The sequence below is a fragment of the Vibrio hangzhouensis genome (assembly GCF_900107935.1).
Lineage (GTDB): Bacteria > Pseudomonadota > Gammaproteobacteria > Enterobacterales > Vibrionaceae > Vibrio > Vibrio hangzhouensis.
On the sequence record NZ_FNVG01000002.1, the window covers coordinates 327069 to 347488 of the forward strand.

A 20420-nucleotide genomic window follows, 5' to 3' on the forward strand; every position below is an offset into this window, starting at 1 on the left:
AAAACTATTTGAGCGCCCCTTCTTTGGCAATACAAGTATCGATATCCATACCTTCATGACGATGCCTGAAATCGCATAAGGTTTGCAAATGTCTTTCATCACCACTTAACATATAGGCTTGTTTCAGTTTTGCTTTCGCTCTACTCACGTCACTTCCCTCCAGCGCCAACCCTAGGACGAAGTAGTAGTGAGCATTTTGGCTGTCCAGTTGGGTGGCGTCTTCAAGGTGACGGACTGCCTGACTCAGATCTTTTACCCTCACATACGCCAGTCCGGTAGCAAACGCTAATGCGGCCTCTTTAGGTAATACTTCTCTGCCGGCGAGAAGCGCATTGAGAGACGCACTGTTGTTGTTCAGCTTCCGATAGAGATCGGCCAGATTGACATAGGCTGGCGAGTAAAACGGTTCAACGTCTATCGACCCTTTGTATTCCGCCAACGCTTCATCGTACTTTTGCCACGCACGATACAAATTCCCAAGATTGGTTCTCCCTGCGCCCCTGTCACTTAAAAAGAGTTGTGTCTGTTCATACTCCTTGAGTGAAGGCATGACAAGTTTTTGCTGTTCAGGAGTAAGTTCTTGCCAGACAATAATAAAAGCCGCTGCGGCTTCAATACGGATGCTTAGAACAGGATCGGCTAACAAAGGGTTCAACAGTGGCCATTTATAATTGCCAGGCAGTGATTGACTTGCGTGGATGGCACCAAGGCGCACCATAGCATCCTCATCTTTCACGCTTTGCTGGATCGCTTCTATCGTTTTTTGTTGAGGAATTGCCTGCATTCGCTCAAGCGCAGAGGCACGAATGATGGCTGGCTGCAACACATCATTGACGACATCATACAGAAGATCGGCACTGTTCTTGTCCCCATTGTCAGCAGCGTAAAAAGCGTGAGCGAAATGAGGCTGACTACGAATTTTAGAATCAGGGAACCATTCTGTGACCGCCTCTAAAGCCCACTTGTTATCTTTGTCTTCGTGACAATTTGTGCATGCATTTGGGGTTCCCAGTTGCACACTTAAGTCAGGGCGAGGAATATGCCAGCCATGGTCTTTTCGTCGATCTACTTGCATATAGAGTTCTTCAACCATGTGACAACTTGAACAACTGTTCTCACCCAGCCCGGAACTATGCTTACTGTGTTTTTCTGGGGTATAGTCCGCCGGGGAGTGGCACTGATAACACAACGCTGGCTCAGGCGCGATGGTTTTCCCTGAATGTGGATTATGACAATTGGTACAGGTCACGCCAGCCTGATGCATTTTGGACTGCATAAAAGAGCCATAGACGTAGTTCTCATCGTAAATTTGCCCATCCTTGTGATACAACTCGCTGTTCACCAGAGTCAACAAATGTCGATCAAGGAAGTCCCCTCTCACGTGGTCATCATTTTCTGCGATCAAGGTTCGGCGACTATGACACTGAGCACAAGTGCGAACTAAATCGGTTTCCTGATGGTCGACAGGCACAAATGTTGATTTGCCCTGCTGATAATCCCATTGGCTGACCACCTTGGAAAGGTCTCTATCAAATCCTTTGTTCGTAATCCCACTTGTCTCGAGCCCCGCTTCGAGAGCACTAGCCCATTGGCTATGTAAACTCCCTTCACCATGGCACGCTTCACATCCTACGCTTATTTCAGACCAGGTTGTATTATAGCGATTTGTGTCCTTGTCGTAATTTTTACGTAAGTTCGTGGAATGACAATCAGCGCACATATAATTCCAATTTTGCCCTTGATTGAGCCAGAAAAATTCATCCGTTTCGCTGGTTAGATTCGGATAGAGGTGATACCAACGCTGCCCCCCTTCTTCATGAGTTCGAGAGTCCCAGGTATATGGGATCAATTGAACCCTCCCATCTTCAAACTCCACCATATATTGCTGCAAAGGATAGACACCAAATGTATATTTAATTTGATAATCATGAAACACCCCGTTACGCCCCATAATATTGACCCAAAATTCCTCACCTTTTTTGAAGAACCGATTGACCTTGCCATCAAATATAAACTCGACATCATTGAAGTCCGCTAAAACGGTCTCCTCACTAGCATGACTCATTGCCTGAAAATGTTGTGACGTTTTCCATTCTGAATACTCATTTTCATGGCATGTTTTACACGCTTCGCTACCTAGGTAAGTCATTGGATTCGGTATGTTCGAACGTTCTACAACCGTGAGCTCTGCTCGTACAGCACTTGTAGGGGCCAGGATAAGTGAGGCCCACAAAGAGACAAGCAGAGATATCCTCAATACGACTCGAATACTTACTCCTCGGTTCGCTTTGTTTAACCAATTCAATGCTCTCTCCTTAAGGTGGTAAAAAGTGGGGTGGCTTTCGTCTAGAAGTAGCCATGAACCACGCTACTAGTAAATTTAGTAACTAGCTCTGACTCGTTAGTCTTATTAATTATCAATAATTTAAGTACAGAATTACCAGTAACGCTAGAAAGTTACCCCAATCTAACCCGTATTAATATCTCTATCAGCTCGTAGTTTTACTAGCTGTTTAACTGGCTCGACCCACCTAACATTAATCTCAACGAAACGACGTAAAGACAACTACAGGTGACAACATGAAACTTAAAAATGTAACGGCAGCACTCCTTATTGCGAGTATCGGCACTGCAAGCGCCGCTCCCGTTTTTGACACGCCGTTCTATAAGACTCAGGAGCGTAATCAAGAACAGTGGCAAGTCGAAGATAAAGACATTGATGCCAAGTTGGCCGAGCTAGAAAAGAAACATGGTAAGAAACCAAACATCATTTATATACTGACCGACGATATTGGTTGGGGAGAACTTGGCTGGCAAGGTGGCGGTAAACATCGAGGCACACCGACTCCGGCTTTAGATCAAATGGCCTCCGAAGGTATGGCGATGTGGTCAGCCTACGCAGAACCTTCTTGTACGCCAACACGCATTGCACTCAACACTGGTCGCCTACCTGTTCGTACAGGCTTAATCGATGTTTTGTGGCCTGGACAAGAAAACGGCCTGCCTACAGAAGAAGTGGGTATTGCTGAATTACTTGGCGAAGCAGGGTACGATACAGCCATGTGGGGTAAATGGCACATGGGTGAAGAGGCTGAGCATTCTCCGGTCGCCCACGGCTATGACTACGCCTATTACGGACTGTTTAATGGTGCGCCCGACGGATGGCAGAGCTCTCACGACACTTACAACCAGCCGACGAATGTGAAAGCGCCATTTATGGACTTTCCAGGCAATGAAGAATATCTGGCACAATATGGAATTGACCTAAGCGTGTCAGGTTACACCGAAGCGAAGGGGGAGGAGCGACAACCTATCCTGGGTAAAGCTGGTGAGCTGGGACCCGATCGCCAGGCTGCGTTCGAAAAAGAAAGCTCTAAGCAAATGATCCAGTACGTCAAAGATCAAGCGCAAGATGAAGACCCGTTCTTTATTTACTGGGCGAGTTACGCCTTGCAAATCACAGGTTCAGCAGAGCACCAGGATGCTGAAGGCGTTGATAAAGCAAACGCACAGGCCTCTATGATGGTCCAACACAACGAGCACGTTCAGTCATTGCTTGATACGCTGCGCGATGAAGGTATTGCGGAAAATACACTGGTGGTGTGGATCTCAGATAACGGTCCTATGTATGCCTTTTACCCGACCAGTGGCTACTCACTACTTAAAGGGGGTAAAGGAGACGTCACTGAAGGTGGTGTGCGAGTTCCGGCTATGGCTTGGTGGCCAGGTATGATTGAAGCAGGACAACAGCCAACGGACATGTTCCACGTCACTGACCTTTACACAACAGCGGCACGTCTGGCAGGAGCGACCGACAAAATCCCAACTGACCGAGTGATTGACGGTTTGGATCAAACATCCTTACTACTGAATGGCGAAGGGCACGGTCGTAGAGACTATATGTTCCACTACAAGGGCTCTGAATTAGGCGCAATAAGAATGGGCGACTACAAAATTCACATCGAACCAAGCTCTGGCGGTCTACCTCACATGGACTTCTACAACATCAAGCGTGACCCAGGTGAGAAGTTTGGTGGCATGTACAACGGACTCTACATGGTCAAACCTATTCAGGACTTTATTGGCGGCCACAAAGGTAAAATGGAAGAGTATCCAAATCGAGACACTTCAGAGACATTACCAAGTAACCACTGATATGACGTTAAAAAACCGGCTGCAAAGCCGGTTTTGCCCGTTAAACCTTTCTCAATTAACAGGTTTGATATATCGTTTATTTATTGCTCAGCGCTAAGGATTGAATGATGAAAAAAAAGACGCTCATACTAGCTGATGATCACGTGCTCGTGGCACAAGGCATTAAAAACATCTTGTCGGAGGATTACGAGATACTTTGCTGTGTGGAAAACGGTCGTGACCTCGTCCAAAAAGCCAAGGAACTCAAACCGGATGTCATCGTCTCTGACATTTCAATGCCTATGCTTAACGGTATTGAGGCAATGAGTAAACTAAGAGAATATGGCGTCGAGTCGAAAGTGGTCTTGTTAACCATGCATCCGGAAGTCAAATACGCCATTAGAGCGCTGGACGCCGGAGCCTCAGGTTATGTATTAAAACATTCCGCAACCGACGAGCTTTTGACCGCCATAAAAACAGCCCTTTCCGGTCGTACCTTTATTACATCATTGCTGGCGGCAGACGTTATGGAGGCATACAAAAAAGGAGCCTCCAGTGACAATATGGATCCTTTGGCTCAATTATCCCCGCGACAGCTTGAAGTGCTGCAGTTATTGTCTGAAGGCAAAACCGCCAAGGAAGTCGCCAGAATTATGAATATTTCCAGCCGTACGGTGGAATTCCATAAATACAAAATGATTGAGATTTTGAAGCTCAAAAATGGCCGAGAATTATTGAAATTTGCCCTCGACAACGGGCTGGGTGATGCACTACCCAGAGTTGATTAACGCCTTATCTATTCAGCTAACCACTCACACCGTTGAATCGGACCAACAGAGGTGAACAATGGCGGCTTGAAAATTAGAATTAAACACCTGCCTGAATTTACACTCGAATACTTGTTATATTTGCGTATTGCGATCATATACAAAGTATTCAGGGTTTCCAGAAGTGGGCTTCATTACTGGGTCAGACATCACTACAAGACCACTTAACGAGAGGCTACTCGTCAAGTGTTTGATACAAGGGTCAATGAGGATTTTTGACAACAGTAAAGATCGTAATAGCTAAAGACATATCCAGAAAGAGCCTGCTATGTCTGGCGGTAATCATTGACCCATTTTCGCGAGAGTTCCCTGAACAAAGTCATTGTTCAGATCGAGGTAGCCTATGTTGCTCAATGAAGCGTCCAGTCTGACTAATTCAGCCAATAATAGCTTTATTGCATAATGGGCATCTCCAACAAATCTATCACTACATTGTCAAAACTGTGTTCAAAGTAACTTAGAGTCTCCTGCAGCCGTGTTGTCCACTTACTTTACTCAACAATTTTCTGCAACTGTTGAATGTTTATTCTCATTTGTGTCAAAAAGTCACCCTGTTCAGGGAGGTTGCCTAGAGGGGCAAAAACAATACTGTTAACTCCTCTGTGCTTCAAAGTGGCTACCGAATCATCTAAAGGTTCACTTTCCCAAATCATCCACTTGGCAGAGCGTTTCGAAACAAGAAGGTCAAGTTCCCGCCACTGTCTGTCTGAAGGATATATATCAGCCTCCCAAATCACGGGAGTTATAATAAGTTCATATCGACGTGCCATGTATTGATAGACAGGGTGCGAGGCAATAAGATTTTTGTTGCCAATTCTGTTTGACACCTGTTTCATCTCAGTATCAAGTTGGTTAAGTTCGAATTTCAGTTTATCAAATGCTGCATCAAAATCTTTTGTATGATTAGGAAGTGCATTTTTTAGTGCCAGATGTATCTGTTCAGCCTGAACTATAGATTGACTCAAGTCCAACCAAGTGGTGAATGCTATACCAACATGGCTATGCTCTTTACCGTTACCATGACTATGCTTTGTTTTGGAGTTTGTTTGAATATATTGGTTTGAAAATGGATCGGATGTTATGACCTGCCTGTGCATAGGCAAAGATACTTTTTCAACCCACTTAGCGTACTTGGCGCCATTCAATAAGATCATATCAGCCTGTTGAAATGCGACGAGTTGCTCGGAGTCAGGTTGCCAGAAAGCAGGATCTTCATTTTCTGGTACAGGAAATACCACTTTAATGTGCTTTCCACCTATACGTTGAGCAAAGTACTTAAGAGGATAATTTACAGTATATACTGTGAATTTCGACGGTTCTGCATTACTGGTAAGAGAAAAAACTACAGAGAATAGTAGCAATATTTTTGCGTTAAAAGAAAAATATCCTGATACTGATTGGGACATACTAACTTCCTTCTTTTATTTGAGCAACATAAAACGAATTAACGGTTGATTATAATAGTTAATTAACACCAAAAAAGAGCCACTAAGTATGGAACTGCCCAGTATGATAAGGGAAATTTCCGCAAAGAGTAATTTAAATACCATAAAGCGACTGCATCCGAATTTGTACATGATTTTCATTTCTCTATCTCGAAGTTTTATAGATAGAGAAAAAATCATCACAAGCGCCAGAATCACTGTTACTGAAACAAGAATCAGTACTGAATCCATCATTTGCTTAATCTTGTATATCCGATCCAATAAATCTCGAACAATTATTTCAGGTTTAACTAGACTTAGCGAAGAATGCTGCTGGTAACGCCCACGTAGAATCGTGCCTGAACGTGTATCATTGGGCACACTAATTATTGCACTGATCGGATAAGATGCTGAATCACCATGAAAATGAAAGCTACCCAAATTTTCTTCTGTTATTTCAGAAAAAGTTACTAGTTTTGCATTGGCAACCACGCTATCTGAGGTATTACTTGATATTACGGTCTTATCCTTCAAATTAAATACATCCTGATGGCCATGACCTAGCCCTTGAATTACCCAACTTGTTTTGATATCAGTAAATATTGCATTATCATCTGCTGTAAAAGATGGTTCCAAAATTCCAGATATCTTCATTTTTAATGGATATACTCCCGTCAGATCGAAGAGGTTTTCAGGTGTAGTAATTATATGGTCACCAATTGACAATGAAAGTTTACTTGCTACTTTACTTCCAATGACGACTTCACCTAGTACACCCATTAGTCGACCACTTTCTATCTTAAGCTCTCTGTAATAAAAATAATCTATTGTCGTACCTACAATTGGAAAACCTCGGGAATAAAAACGCTTGTAAATAGGAATATTAAATGTCAGGTTATGTTTCTCAATATCTTCAAAGTCTGACATCGATATATCATCAATAATGCTACTGTCAAAATACAAGCTATTCATTATCAACTCGATTGCACTTCCTTTTGAACCGAGTAACAAAGGAGTCTCCTTTGCACGTGATAGCAAATGTTTTTCACTATTGTCGAGCAATAACTGAAGCGCGATAGGAATAAATAAGATCAAAGTAGAACACAAAATGATTATACAAGTTTTAACAATGTTGAATCTCAAATATTTCCAAGCAATATAAAAACTATTCATAATAGCTATTTCTCAATAAGTTCCTGAAAATCTATAACTCGATCGAAAAAGGGTAAAAGCTCATAGTCATGAGTAACTGCCACTAATGTAGCGGTGCGAGAGATAACATTTTCGAACAATAACTTCAAAATGAGTTTTTTGTTAGTAGGGTCCAAGTTACCAGTAGCTTCGTCAGCAAGTATGAGGGATGGTGATGTTAACAAAGCCCTACAAATTGCAGCACGTTGCTTTTCTCCTTGTGAAAGCTGTGCAGGGTAATATTTTAGTTTTCGAGATATTCCCATTTTCTCGGCCAGATCTCTTGCCCGAGCCTTGACATCTTTGGTCAACTTAATAACATTATTAATCCTATACAAGTGAAGAATATTGTCTTCTATGGTTAAATAATCAATTAACTCGAAGTCTTGAAATATAAAGCCAATTTTCGAAATACGAAGCTGTCGACGTTGCGACTCACTAAGTTTCTGAATATCCACATTACCAAAATTAATGCTTCCGTTGTTGGCGAGCACAATGCCAGACATTAGGTTTAAAAGCGTTGTTTTACCTGAACCACTTGGTCCAATGATCGCAACTTTCTCTTGTTCTTTCACTTCAAGGTTATTGATACTTAGCTGAAAATCACAATCAGGATACGAAAACTCTAGTGCTTGAATTTCAATCATTATTACCTCTCTCCTGAAGACCAAGCTCTTTTCCAGGATTAACTCTGCGCTCTTCCAATAATTCAAAATCGATAATTTTCCAGCTATCACCAAAAACGCCTAATGTAATCTTGGCATCATAAAAATTGCTGCGAATATGCGTATGTCCCCAGTGTCCGACCTCTCCAGTTGCAATCCATTTAGCATCGACAACATACGACTGGTTGTGTATCGAGTCTCTTTTTGTTATTGCTTCGATAAGCTCAACATTTTTTACCCTAGCTTGTGCTCCACCCGCCTGCTTTATAGCAAAAGAACGACGGTTCTGAAGGTAAAGGTCCGTTAGAAGGTCCCCTTCAACACTAATGGCGAGTTTTTCGTAAACAACTTTTTCATCCCTAAAATCAAAAGCACGATAGATATTTTTTAATAGACTATGCAATATTATTTTGGTTTCGTCATTACTAATATTGAAAACAAAGTGTGCAGGGCGTTCGATAGATACTCTTGTATAAGGTGATATCAAAAACCCTATAACTAACAGACTACAATTTAGAGTGGAAATTATTATTATATAGGATATATCTTTCCTTTTATTGAATGCGAATATAGCCAATGGAATAAAAATCACAATAGCGACTGGGATACTCCAATTGAACTCTATTGGTTTAAGCGTGTTATTTAAATGAACTTCAGAACTATTGGGAGGAGAGTACTTTTTTAGGAAGTTCGTCCATTTTTGGACATTATAATCTTGCGTAATATACCCTACTAATGGCCCAGCTGGGTCAATGGTGGTGGTGGGTATTTGCGCGATGTTTTCCGAGAATAGTTTCCATTCAACGGTCACCTCTTTTGGCAGTTCATCGGTCAAATACGTAATAATTATGCCCAACATAGCTGATGAAATTTCAATACGCTGTTGATTTTCCATAGGAACCAGGCCATTGATTGAAACCTGCACGAAGCTTGTACGGTCGAGAATCGCCGTAAGAGATTTACCATCAATAAGTACCGGGTTTTTATTGAGCAAATATTGCCCAACTCTCTGGCGCAATCCATCCAATTCATCAGCTTCTATATACACCGCCCCACGCAATCCCAGATCCATCCAGTTTTCCATGTCTTTAACTCGAGTTAAAATTTCATGGCGAACCTCATAAGGCTCAACATAAAGGTATGACATCAGGGCTGACTGGTGGTGCCGTTTGAGGTTGACGTTGTCAAACTTGCTATACCAAGGATCCTCCCAATTTAAGTTTAACGTCGCAGCTGAGCTTAAATAGCGAAAATCAATGACAGGTACAGACTTGTGGTACACAATGAAGCCAATATTAGCCAACGTCATACCTTCCTCGGTTGACGGGGGAATTATGGTTAATTTTTTGGGATTGCCCTCAAATGGGTAGACCAGCTCAGCATACATAACCCGTTTATCCGCGGGGGCACCTGATACTCTCTGTTGAGTTATTGGATTTATCATACCGATGTAGGCAGATTGCCTATCTATGCGTATCCTCGGTTCGATTATTACGCTTTCTGCTCTTAGGGGACTACCATTTTGCCCTAGAATAATTAACCCTTTCGTTGAGAATCTGTCTAGCCTACTTCGTTCACTGTCTAAAGCCGGTACCTTGAGAAATTTGTCGGGCATGAGGTCATCAAATAATGCCAAATCTCCAAGGTATATTTCTAGCTTGACTCTTACTTGATTATCTTCAACGATAAATTCCGCAATATTTCGGGACGTTTCAGCACCAGATAAGTTGATCCAATCGGCTTCTGTTGTGAAAGAGGTAAATAAACAGAGAACACATAAAACGCGAGTTAAGTATTGAAAATGTGATATCAAGGTAACCTCTTTCCCTAGAAGTAACTTTGTAAATTCAGACAGAAAGAGAACCAAGAACTAGTACGTAAATTTTACCTATCTAAGATCTCTTGCCGCTCTTCGAATCAAAATCTAGCCCCGCCGACAATACGACCAACGAGACTATTTCTAAGACCAATATTCATTATTCAAACTGTTCGTACATTTTTGGTCGCCAGTCTTGTTCTCCAAGATTGTATTTTTCCATATGCTTATCCAGCATTTTATCTTGAGCCCTAAACGCGGGAAGCCATCTGCCATTGTCCATTTCTTTAGACATAGGATTCGGCACACCTTTTTGTGGAGGGGGCTGAACTGCTGTACCAGGAACTGACCATGCGTCTTCCGTCGAAACAGCCATTCTTTCGACAATGCTTTCTTTCGTGATATTCCAAACCATCATGTCAACTGCCATGGAAAGAGGACCATCGTAGGTAGAGCGAATACCCTCATACATTCCATAGCGGGTACCTTCTTCATTAAAAAAATGAAATGCGACTGCATGACGAGGCTTAATTGTACTCATTATTTTACCGAACGCTTCGGGTGACGTATGAAATTCACAGCATGCACGCCAAGCGAGTTGGGGAGCCTGATTATAATACTTCACTAGTTGTTCCGGTGTTTGGAACGCTTCATGAATGGCTAAATCTACACCAGTCCCGTACTCAATAAACCATTTGTTTGGTACAGTATCACCACTAAATAATACACTCATTCCAGCATATTCTAACTTATAACTTACAGGCCCATCACCAGTATGAATTGCGGGGTATGAGCGAATTGTGACTCCATTTTCCTGATATACAACCTGATCAGGAATACGATAGTCAAACTCTGTGGTCTCTATCTGACCAGGAATTGGTGTAATTTTATATTCCCGTGTTACCTTATCCCAGTTTACGAACTTTAAGAAATGGTCCATGGCATATTTTGTTCCCATTTCTTCGGTTTGTCCGCTAGGCCCCCATACACGAAGGGCATTCGGACGACCTGATGTCCAACCACCCGCCCATAGCCCGAGTAAGTCGCCCATATGATCGGTATGTAAATGTGATAGAAATACTTTGTCCAAATATTCGTATGGGATCATGAGACTAGCAATATTCGCCATGGATCCTGTCCCAATATCAAAGAGGAACTTATCTCCGTTACCTGTCTCTATTAGAAAACAAGTAGCTGCTTGCCCACGCCTTGCAGCAGGGAGTCCTGTTCCACACGCGATGACTCTAATCTCATCTTTTGAAAGCTCCTCTGTGCCCGGATAGTATACGTAACGGTCAGGGGCAATACTTGTAGGAGAGGTCACTGTCCCTCCTGCAGCAAATAGGTTCCCACTAAATATCACACATGCAAAAAGACTCATTAGTCCAGATTCGAGCTTAGTCATCACGCCACCTCAAGAATTCATTTTGATAAGTCGCCTACATCAATATGGAGCCACTAACCAACTATAGTCGCAATTGCTAATTTTATCCTTTGCTAATGATTTTTCGTCGAGGGTTATGACTAGCGGCATGCCTAGAACGTGTTCAGACAGATTTTCAGATAACGTGAATTACGATGGAACCGATGTACATAGCTCTATCGTCGTGCCTTTGTTTTCTTCCGACCTGATCTCGATGGTTCCGCCAATCAACTTAGCGCGTTCGGTCATGCTCTGTAAGCCTAGCCCCGGAGACTTCAATGCTTCATCAACGTCAAAGCCCATGCCATCATCAATAACCTGCAGAGTGAGTTCGCGATTGACTTTAACTAAGTTGATTTGCACCTGGCTAGCTTCGGAGTACTTCGCAATATTCCTTAGCGCCTCTTGTACCACGCGAAATATCGTCAACTGCACATCTTTGGATAGATTATCGAGTTTTGCCGTAGCATGAAGATGTACCTTGATATGCTCTCTCAATTCATAACTCTCAATTTCCGAACGTAGCGCATCGACTAATCCCAAATCATCGAGAATAGATGGATGCAGTCGCCTAGATAGGCCATGCACATCGGTCGCTATCTGTATCAAACGTTGCTTCAGTTGCGAAAGCCGCTCTCGTTCGCTTTCAAGGTTAGGGTTGTGCTCCAACGTCCCCGCTTCGATTGATAGAGCAGCTAAACGTTGACTCAGGTCGTCATGCAATTCTCTGGCAACCCGACGTCGTTCTTCTTCTTGTACACTCAGCAACTTGCCGGTCAGTTCCTCAAATTCTCTGGCACCTTGAGCAATACGTAATTCATTGTTCTTTTGAAGGTCGATATCTTGTGTTGTACCGGACGCCCCCGTCACAACGCCTTGCTTATCAGTGTGCATTTCGGCGATATCCTTCACCCACTTTTCATTACCATCAATGAGTAAGCGGTACTCACTTTGATAGACACCATCTTCCATTGCTCTTTGCCAACGATTTGCGACCTCATCCCTATCATCGGGATGAATCAGCTTCACATAGCCTTTGCGATTAATGCGATTACCGTACATCAAGTTTAAGATGTGTCGCCCCTCTTCTGACCACTGCATCCCATCATCGGATGCATGCCATTCCCAACTCGCCAACTGCGCCATCCGCTGTGCATTGGACAATGCTACCTGACTTTCCTTTACTTCAATAAACGCGGCTCGACGACTTCGGTAAATGACTAATCCAGCCAGGAGCGACGCACCAAGAACCACCGCCAACATCCAAATAAAAATGGCTATCCAGTTTCGCCGTTCCACCACATGAATGTTAGTCCACTTCTGCAACATCAAAGATTTTTCTGTATCACTCAGTTCCGACAGCGCTTTGTTTATTAGCGGGATGAGCTCTGGTTTTGATGGATGTACTGCAAACGCTTGTTGATAGTGGTAAGGTGTTGATGAGGCGAGCTTCAAGTTATCCACGTCACTAGTTTGCATCACATGCTCCACTAACGCCGCCGACTGGATAAGACCATCGGCTCTACCATCTGAAACGGCGGTGATGATATCGAGTAACGAACTGTAGTAGACAATGTCCAAATCTGGAAAGTCCACTTGTAGTTGTTCAGAAATCGCCGAATTTCTCAGCATCGCAATAGTGTTCCCGCGAAGATCTTCAAGACCACTCACAAACCTAAAATCGCGACGAGTAAATAGCATCATCGGATCATTATGATAAGTTTCGGAAAACAGAAACTCATCTCTACGATTCGTTGTAACATACATCCAGGGAATGAAGTCCACTTGCCCTTCTTTCAGCATGTTAACCGCCTCAGGCCAACTCTTCGCCGGCTTGTAAAAGCTTTCAACTCCCAAGTATTTCTCTACGTGGCCTCTTAAATCATTGCTGTATCCCACCAACTCATCTTCATTCGACTCATAACTGTATGGTGCAGCATCCGAGGCGGTCGTGTATACCCATCGATTGTTAGACTCTAGCCAACGTTTTTCATTTTCAGTTAATCGAGAGTCCGGCGTTTGTATTTTACGCGATGACGGTAGCCAGTTTCGTCTAAGCAGCGCAACATCTTCAGGTGAGAGTGAGTTCAGGGCCTTTTGCAGTACCGAAGCCAATATAGGCCAATCACTTCGCGTTGCAATACGAAGTGGTAAGCCATGATCGAGCGCGCCAAGATTCAACGAGCCCGACACCTCAATATTGCTGATAAACCCTTCATAAATAAATGTGTCACAGATGATCGCTTCGCACAAAAAGTAGTCGCTTTCGCCTTTCAATACCGAATTAATACCGTCTTGAATGCTACTCACAGGACGAAACTGCAAATCAGGATAGTTTTCAGACAAAAAGATATCTTGAATAGAGCCGGATTCAACGGCAAGTCGCTGTTCCCCCAGCTGAGATATGTCACTAACGTAGTTTTTGTCACCTCGGCTATAGAGCACCAGCGGACTTCCCTCAAAGTACACCTCAGAAAAGATCAGGAACTTCTCGCGCTCCTGCGATTTGGAAATGGTATGCACGACATCTATCTCGCGCTCTTTAACCATCTCAATAGACTGCTGCCAGGTATTGCCTTTTACAAATTCGAGTTCAAGCCCAACAATACGGGCAAGCAGTTGCATCAGTTCGATAGAATATCCTTGAGGGGTATCCTCTTCCAGAAAATCAAACGGCATATAGTCCTGAGAGACTTGCACTTTTATCGTAGGCGCTGACTCAACCCAGGCTCTTTCCTCGGGTGCCAAATCAATAGCATTCTTATAATTAATCCAGGTTTGCTGTAATGCCAGAACTTTATCCTGAGGTATTTGATTTATCGCTTTACTGATAATGCTTTTTAACTCAGGATGTTGACGACTTATTAATATGTGAAGTGGACGTGAATACACAAGGAGAGACTGCACTGTTTCTGCGGTTTCGACCCCCCGGATGTCGTGCTGTTTGGTCAGGTAATTTGCCACGGGTTGGTCCGTAATTGTGTAGTCTGCTTCCCCAGACGCCACCATCAGAAACGCCTGTTTCAGGTTTTCAGTCTCGATAACATTCAAATTGGGATAATCTTCGCGCAATCGCTCTGTAAGGAAAAAGCTCTTTGGCGATGCAAAAGTCCCTTGAGATAAGTCGATGGGTTGCGTCGATGTACCTCGACTCTTGACAAAGGCCCTGAAGAAGCGCTTGGTCACCTGATGGGAAAAATAAAAATACTGACTGCGCTCTTCGGTTCTTACTCCGGCAGTAATAACGTCCACCTCTCCGGTTTGCCCGCTTTTCAGTAACGAGCTCCAATCTGGGTAGTGTTTCCACTCAATATGCAATCCCGCTTCGCGGGCAACCAGGTCAAAATACTCATTGAGAAATCCTGCTGGTTTTCCATCTCTTGTAAAACTCAGTGGTGGAAAAGAAGGGTGAAAACCCACCGTAATGGCGGGGTGGTCGATTAGCCACTGCTGTTCTTCCGTTGTCAATAGAGGCCGAGCCCAACTTGACACGGTGCAGAAAATGAGAAAAAAGGGAATAATCCTGAACCAAGCCATACAACTCTCTTCCTTGAGTTAATTGTCACTAGTATTCAATAACTGCCGGCGACAATACATGAACGCCTTCCTAATAGTAATAACGCCACTGCCCTCAATATACAAGTAACTCTCTTTAATGAAAATTATTCCACTTTGCCGCCCAAACCAAAGAACTCAATCCGCACACAGTTGTTCTATCGTATGAGCACTTTGTAACGGGAGCTTTGCTTGCTTGGAGAAACTCATCAGGAGTGGGGCTGGAACGGGAAACCGCTCTAGACTGAAATTTTGCTCCCAGACATTATCTATCTTAAGTCCATGTTGGGTCCTTTGGGCTACTTGCAATAACTCCATAGAGAAGCTCGTATTAACAAACCCTGCGTATTGAGTCCGAGCACCAATGGGCCAATCTCGATAATACTTTCGCTGTTGTTTGACCCAAGATCCTGATAGTTGGGTGCATGTGGGTAAGTTCGCCAGATTGGATAACACTTTTTTGTATCGGCTCTTGCTATAGGTTGACGCATTGAAAGACTCATCCCAGTTCGGGTTTACGTAATCACTAATGTCTATAGGGTGCTCTAGCACCCACAAATATGTAGTGTCATCAACACCTTGTTTTCTGTAGGCCAATAAGTTTTTCTCACACAGATCCTTCGCCATCAGGAAACCTTGATAGTTAGCTTCTAAATCCGCATAGGAATAAACCCCGACTACCTTGACACCCAATAATCCCCCTTCCATCCCCGTGGCCCACTCGATGGCTGTAAGTTGCGCTTCTATAGAACTTTTTCCATTGCTCAGCTCACGCAAGTAGCGTTTGTAATATTCGTACCCAGACCCGAGAAAATGGCTGAATTTATCGGTTCCGAGATAAACACCATTAATGTTGACAATATAATCAAGATCCGTTTTAACCCCCATCGTTCGCATCTCTGGAGAATACAGACTGTTGTCGGCATACTGGTTCAGTTGTGACGAATGACTGGGATAACGCTGTACCCGTTCACTTTCCTGAGACCAGTATTCCAACTCGGTGTTAAGTGCACCTCTATACGCAAATGGATATCGAGTTGCCCCCAGAACCTTCATAATCTCAAGGGAAACCTCTTGGCATGAATAAATCTCTGACTGCGCATTGATCGTCTCCAACGACTCTATCACTGCGCTATTTAAGTAGTGATTGAAAGCGGCCTTAGAGTCTCCTATGTCCACTTGCCAAGCGTAGTAATTGTCCACCTCACCCGCAGTCGAATAACCAGAGATCATCAAACCTAAAGTGACGCTGAAAACTCGACTAGCGATGTTCATTTCTCATGTAACTCCCTTAACGATTGAGATAAGTCTTCCGATATACGTTCACCCTCTATATAAAGCAGGTAAGGCTGAAGCTTTTTACCGTAAACGGCTTGATAGGCGATATTGTCTGGACTGATAGTGTGGCGACCTGCCACTTTGTCCGTTGGCCACTGGATGTTGGGATAGGCGAGATAAATAAGTTGTGAACATACTATTTTATCAGTTGTTTCCACATCATAGTTGAAGTCATACTCTTTACCGATCTGACGCAGCGCGAGAATGACCACCTCTCTTTTTTGTTCACTACTCATCGTGGTATTCCTGAGCACCACCAGATCATCAACATTCAGGAAATCAGCAATCGGGCTTAAGGACACTCCTGAACGCAGCGCTTCTGCAACTCCTCTGCCTTGTGATATGTCATCTTGATATCGAATCACCAATGGATTGTCCCAAAGTTCTAGCGCTTTAAGTTGTGCTTCGCTACCAATCCAAATCGCCGCATGCCCCCAATATCCCGGTATAAACGCATCGGTTAGACGAAAAGGGGTTTTCTCTAATAAGATATCGCCCGGTTCCAATGTCTGTTCTAACGCGATTGTCACCTCTGGTGCTTGGTAAAGCCGACCTTTTCTAGACTCAAACAAGCCAATGACATTACCAAACGTTCGACTCACCCCGTTAACCATGATTCGGTTATATTCTGCCAGATTGTCCTCGATGTTAACCGCTGATTGAGTTTGTACTTTGCTGAGGTAATCCTCCAGGGATACTTTCGGTAGGTTCTGATAAGAATAACTTTGCTCTATCGAACGCAGTAGATAGTCAATGTCAGGTTCACCGCGCAACGCCCTGAATAACTCAATATTCTGGTCGAAGAACATAATTTGTTCCTGCAGACGAAATAACATAGTTTTATTGTGAGCCTTATCGATCAGCAGCTGAATAGAATCACTGTTTTTTCCGTAACCAATATCTTCCTGATTAAGAAAACGACGCAATTTTTCATTGCTGTTCGCGTAAATTAAGACATTGACATAGGCATCATACAATGCCAATGCTGACGCGAGTTCTAGCGAAAACCCAAGCATTATCGATGGTTGATAGACACCCTGTTCGAGATACGTAAACCAGCACCAGTTATCAGAGACCAGTTGTTCATACGACTTGGCTTTATCCAGGCCATTGATCAAGGCTTTGTTTAATGCATCCTGCAAAGAGGAGGAAACCGACTGCTCGGCCGATGTATGCGCTTCAAACTGCTCAAAAAGACGAAGAGTCACTTGTCGGTTCGTTACTACTTGTTCATGAAAAATTGCAAACTGTTTAATTTGCCTGTTTAACATTGCGCTATGGTTTTTTTCCTGCTCAGGTTCAAATTCAGACCAACACTGTTGTTTTGTGGGGAAGTCGCTTGAATCTAAATTATTCTGACCAATTGAACTGCAACCTGTTAAAAGGACCAAGACAAAGACTATCCCTAGTAACTTTCTCACCTTACACTCCGTACACTGATTCGACTATTCCCGCTGTCACTTAGTTACGTATTTTTTTGCACTATCCGATAAGCAGCTTATAACCGCATGCATTTGGGACTATGTTTAAGCCTAGCTAACTCTTTCTCAGCTAGCGATTTATTTTGGTAGGGCCCCGCGATCTGATCGTCAATGACTTGAGCACCCTTAGATACAGTCACTCATCACTCGTAGAACAACTGCATCTAAGGGTTAAGGCAAATGTGCTGAACCTACCGCTAATTATCAGAAGGTATAGCTCACGCCTAACATGAGTCCATGTTCCAGGGCGTCATATTTATAGTAGGATGCCGGTTCTGTCGGGCTTCCCGTTTCGTGGTCCACTTTCAATATTTTGTAACTCACCAGCGCTTCCCAGCCGTTGTGCCAGTCATAGCCTGCCCCCGTGGTCAACTTATATGAGTTGCTGGAAGAGAAGTCCGTACCGATATCACCGTGCGTACTCCAATACCAGTTCTCTCCCAATGCAATTTGGTGCTTCAGACCCAAAGTGGCATGTGTCCAGTTATCTCCTAGCGAAACAGGAGACGGCGCACCTTGTGGCGTTAAGCTCAACTGATGATCAAAGTTTCGTGCCCCGAAAGTGACGTCCAGGTACCATCGGTCGCCGCTGTCGATCTGATACGTGGCATAGGCGTCAATCAAACGAATGTCGATATCTCCCTGAGACAACACACCTCCAAGATAAGAGGGATTAGACTTGCTTAGGCCAATATTGGAGTAATCCAAGTAGATACCCCACTTCCCATTTTGCAATCCTGTATAAACAGTGAATGCATTTTCCAGGTTGTCAGCAATGTCTCCAAATCCCAATTCTAGTTGTTGAGGCGTACCAATATCCGCGTCGATATTTTGCGTAAGTAGATAGCCACCAAGGGTAAATTCCAAACTGTCGCGTTCACTGAATGGACTTGCATAAGCCTGGCCAGCCGTGAATAGAAGAGCTGCCAATGCACCTGCGCTTACAATTCGAGTGGTATTCATAATTTATTCACCTTGTTCTTAATTAACTTGACGAGTAAATAGTAGTAAGCAGGCATATTTCTTTCGACTCGTATTATTACTAGTGAAGTTGATAAATTTTACCTGCCTAGGAATAACACTAGTAACTTTACTAGTTGATTTAGTCCAACGATTAAGCTCAACAGGAATACACTAGTATTTATACTAGTTATACATTAACACTGAAAATAGGAAAATAACTGTCCTTTAAAACATACTTAAATAGCCTTTATGTCAATCATTAAATTAAACACTTTAAACTCAACTTACTAAATGGAGAGAATATGAATCCTCTTGATATATTTGCACTTATCGTTTTGATTATTCTCGCACTTAGCATAATAGCAGCTCTGATTATCGTTGCGATGATGCCGGGAAGAATAGCCATGCAACGCCTTCACCCTCAAAGCGAAGCCATTGCCGTTTGCGGCTGGATGGGGCTACTTACTATGGGGCTGCTATTGCCCGTTGCCTTTATTTGGGCCTATACATCAAAATCACCGGAGAAATCTCAATGATCGCTTTTCTAACCCTATGTTATATAGCGTTACTCTTTATTCTTTATAAACTGGGAATCATTCGTTTGACGCTATGGTGGAAACTTTCTCCTATTGCCTGGAAATTGCTGCTGGTGATAGCGCTGTTAATACCCATGCAGTGGGGAGCGCCATCTGGCACCGTCAACGTTTACCAGAAAGTATTGGAAGTCGTCCCTGAAGTAACGGGTAGAGTGAATACCATTAACGTTGCGCCCAATCAATTTGTCAGATCTGGTGACACACTGTTCTCTATAGATGATGAGCTTTACCGCTACCGACTAGCCTCATTAGAAGCGCAATTAGAACTCGCGAAATCAAACTTAGCGCGCAGCCAAGAGCTCATGTTGCATAAACACGCTTCGCAGGCGTCTGTTGACCAATATTCCAGTGAAGTAAAAACACTCACAGCTCAAATTGATGAAGCTCGATACAATCTGGAGCATACCAACGTCAAAGCCCCTACTGACGGATATGTGACTGGCTTATCATTGGTTGAAGGGCAGCGAGTGTCTAACCTACCGATGCGCTCGTGGATGAGTTTCGTTGCAGCGGATTCCCATCAGGTCGTTATGGGAGTAAACCAAAATACGCTTAGATATGTTGAACCGGGGCAATCGGTTGAAGCGACATTCAAGCTGTATCCTGGGGTGATTTTTGAGGGTAAGGTTGAATCTATCGTACCAATCACAAATCAAGGTCAGTTGTCGCCAAGCGGCTCCGTCCCGTTTGCTCCGAACGCCCAGTCAGTACCTCAACAGTATGGTGTCGTACTTACACTCGATACGGAACAACTCGCTATTTACAGCCTTGAACAAACCATTCCAAGCAATGCGTTTTCGGGTGCCATCGGTACAGCCAGTATTTATACGGAAACTGGGAAATTCACACATATAGTTAGAAAAGTCATGTTGCGAATGGATGCCTGGTTAAATTTTATATTACCTGCATAAATCGACATTCACTCATCTAACTCAAAACAGTTAGCCACCAAATTTAAATTTATAAAATAAATAACACATAGACAGTTTCTAACCAGACATTTATTT

Annotated in this window: 14 protein-coding genes; 4 read left to right on the top strand and 10 right to left on the bottom strand. The window is 43.4% G+C overall.

Annotated elements, in window-relative coordinates; genetic code table 11:
• Positions 1–4: 4 nt before the first annotated feature.
• Positions 5–2149, bottom strand: coding sequence for a multiheme c-type cytochrome (locus tag C4S60_RS03335; RefSeq protein WP_483028325.1), 2145 nt, complete (start codon positions 2147–2149; stop codon positions 5–7).
• Positions 2150–2580: 431 nt separating this feature from the next.
• Here C4S60_RS03335 and C4S60_RS03340 point away from each other — a divergent pair, with 431 nt between their 5' ends.
• Positions 2581–4155, top strand: coding sequence for a sulfatase-like hydrolase/transferase (locus C4S60_RS03340; RefSeq protein ID WP_103878906.1), 1575 nt, complete (start codon positions 2581–2583; stop codon positions 4153–4155).
• A 104-nt stretch (positions 4156–4259) separates the two neighbouring features.
• Entirely contained in the window at positions 4260–4922 is a 663-nt protein-coding gene (locus C4S60_RS03345; RefSeq protein ID WP_208623236.1) for a response regulator, read from the top strand.
• Between the two features lie 530 nt (positions 4923–5452).
• Here the strand turns inward: C4S60_RS03345 and C4S60_RS03350 are convergent.
• The 9 genes from C4S60_RS03350 to C4S60_RS03390 all read right to left on the bottom strand — a co-directional run bounded on the left by C4S60_RS03350 (position 5453) and on the right by C4S60_RS03390 (position 18817).
• Complete coding sequence (locus tag C4S60_RS03350) at positions 5453–6367, bottom strand: metal ABC transporter substrate-binding protein (protein ID WP_103878908.1); 915 nt, start codon at positions 6365–6367, stop codon at positions 5453–5455.
• 15 nt (positions 6368–6382) lie between these two features.
• The gene (locus tag C4S60_RS03355; RefSeq protein ID WP_160111327.1) at positions 6383–7396 is read right to left on the bottom strand and encodes an ABC transporter permease family protein; all 1014 of its coding nucleotides are present in this window, start codon (positions 7394–7396) and stop codon (positions 6383–6385) included.
• Between the two features lie 167 nt (positions 7397–7563).
• Positions 7564–8223 (bottom strand): ABC transporter ATP-binding protein, encoded by a 660-nt coding sequence (locus C4S60_RS03360; RefSeq protein ID WP_103878910.1) that lies wholly within the window; start codon positions 8221–8223, stop codon positions 7564–7566.
• Positions 8216–10054, bottom strand: coding sequence for a hypothetical protein (locus C4S60_RS03365; protein WP_103878911.1), 1839 nt, complete (start codon positions 10052–10054; stop codon positions 8216–8218). Before C4S60_RS03365 ends, C4S60_RS03360 begins: the two co-directional genes overlap by 8 nt.
• A gap of 163 nt (positions 10055–10217) precedes the next feature.
• The gene (gntH, locus tag C4S60_RS03370) at positions 10218–11462 is read right to left on the bottom strand and encodes a guanitoxin biosynthesis MBL fold metallo-hydrolase GntH (RefSeq protein ID WP_103878912.1); all 1245 of its coding nucleotides are present in this window, start codon (positions 11460–11462) and stop codon (positions 10218–10220) included.
• Positions 11463–11630: 168 nt separating this feature from the next.
• Complete coding sequence (locus C4S60_RS03375) at positions 11631–15017, bottom strand: transporter substrate-binding domain-containing protein (RefSeq protein WP_103878913.1); 3387 nt, start codon at positions 15015–15017, stop codon at positions 11631–11633.
• Between the two features lie 156 nt (positions 15018–15173).
• Entirely contained in the window at positions 15174–16310 is a 1137-nt protein-coding gene (locus tag C4S60_RS03380) for a hypothetical protein (RefSeq protein WP_103878914.1), read from the bottom strand.
• A complete protein-coding gene (locus C4S60_RS03385) occupies positions 16307–17581 on the bottom strand; it encodes a YiiX/YebB-like N1pC/P60 family cysteine hydrolase (protein ID WP_160111328.1) in 1275 nt (424 codons plus the stop codon). The genes C4S60_RS03380 and C4S60_RS03385 overlap by 4 nt, the downstream gene beginning before the upstream one ends.
• A 477-nt stretch (positions 17582–18058) precedes the next feature.
• Positions 18059–18817 (bottom strand): outer membrane beta-barrel protein, encoded by a 759-nt coding sequence (locus C4S60_RS03390; protein ID WP_103878916.1) that lies wholly within the window; start codon positions 18815–18817, stop codon positions 18059–18061.
• A gap of 302 nt (positions 18818–19119) precedes the next feature.
• Here C4S60_RS03390 and C4S60_RS03395 point away from each other — a divergent pair, with 302 nt between their 5' ends.
• Together C4S60_RS03395 and C4S60_RS03400 are read left to right on the top strand one after the other, a co-directional pair.
• Positions 19120–19353, top strand: coding sequence for a DUF3302 domain-containing protein (locus C4S60_RS03395; protein ID WP_103878917.1), 234 nt, complete (start codon positions 19120–19122; stop codon positions 19351–19353).
• Positions 19350–20324, top strand: coding sequence for an efflux RND transporter periplasmic adaptor subunit (locus C4S60_RS03400; RefSeq protein ID WP_103878918.1), 975 nt, complete (start codon positions 19350–19352; stop codon positions 20322–20324). Before C4S60_RS03395 ends, C4S60_RS03400 begins: the two co-directional genes overlap by 4 nt.
• Positions 20325–20420: the final 96 nt, after the last annotated feature.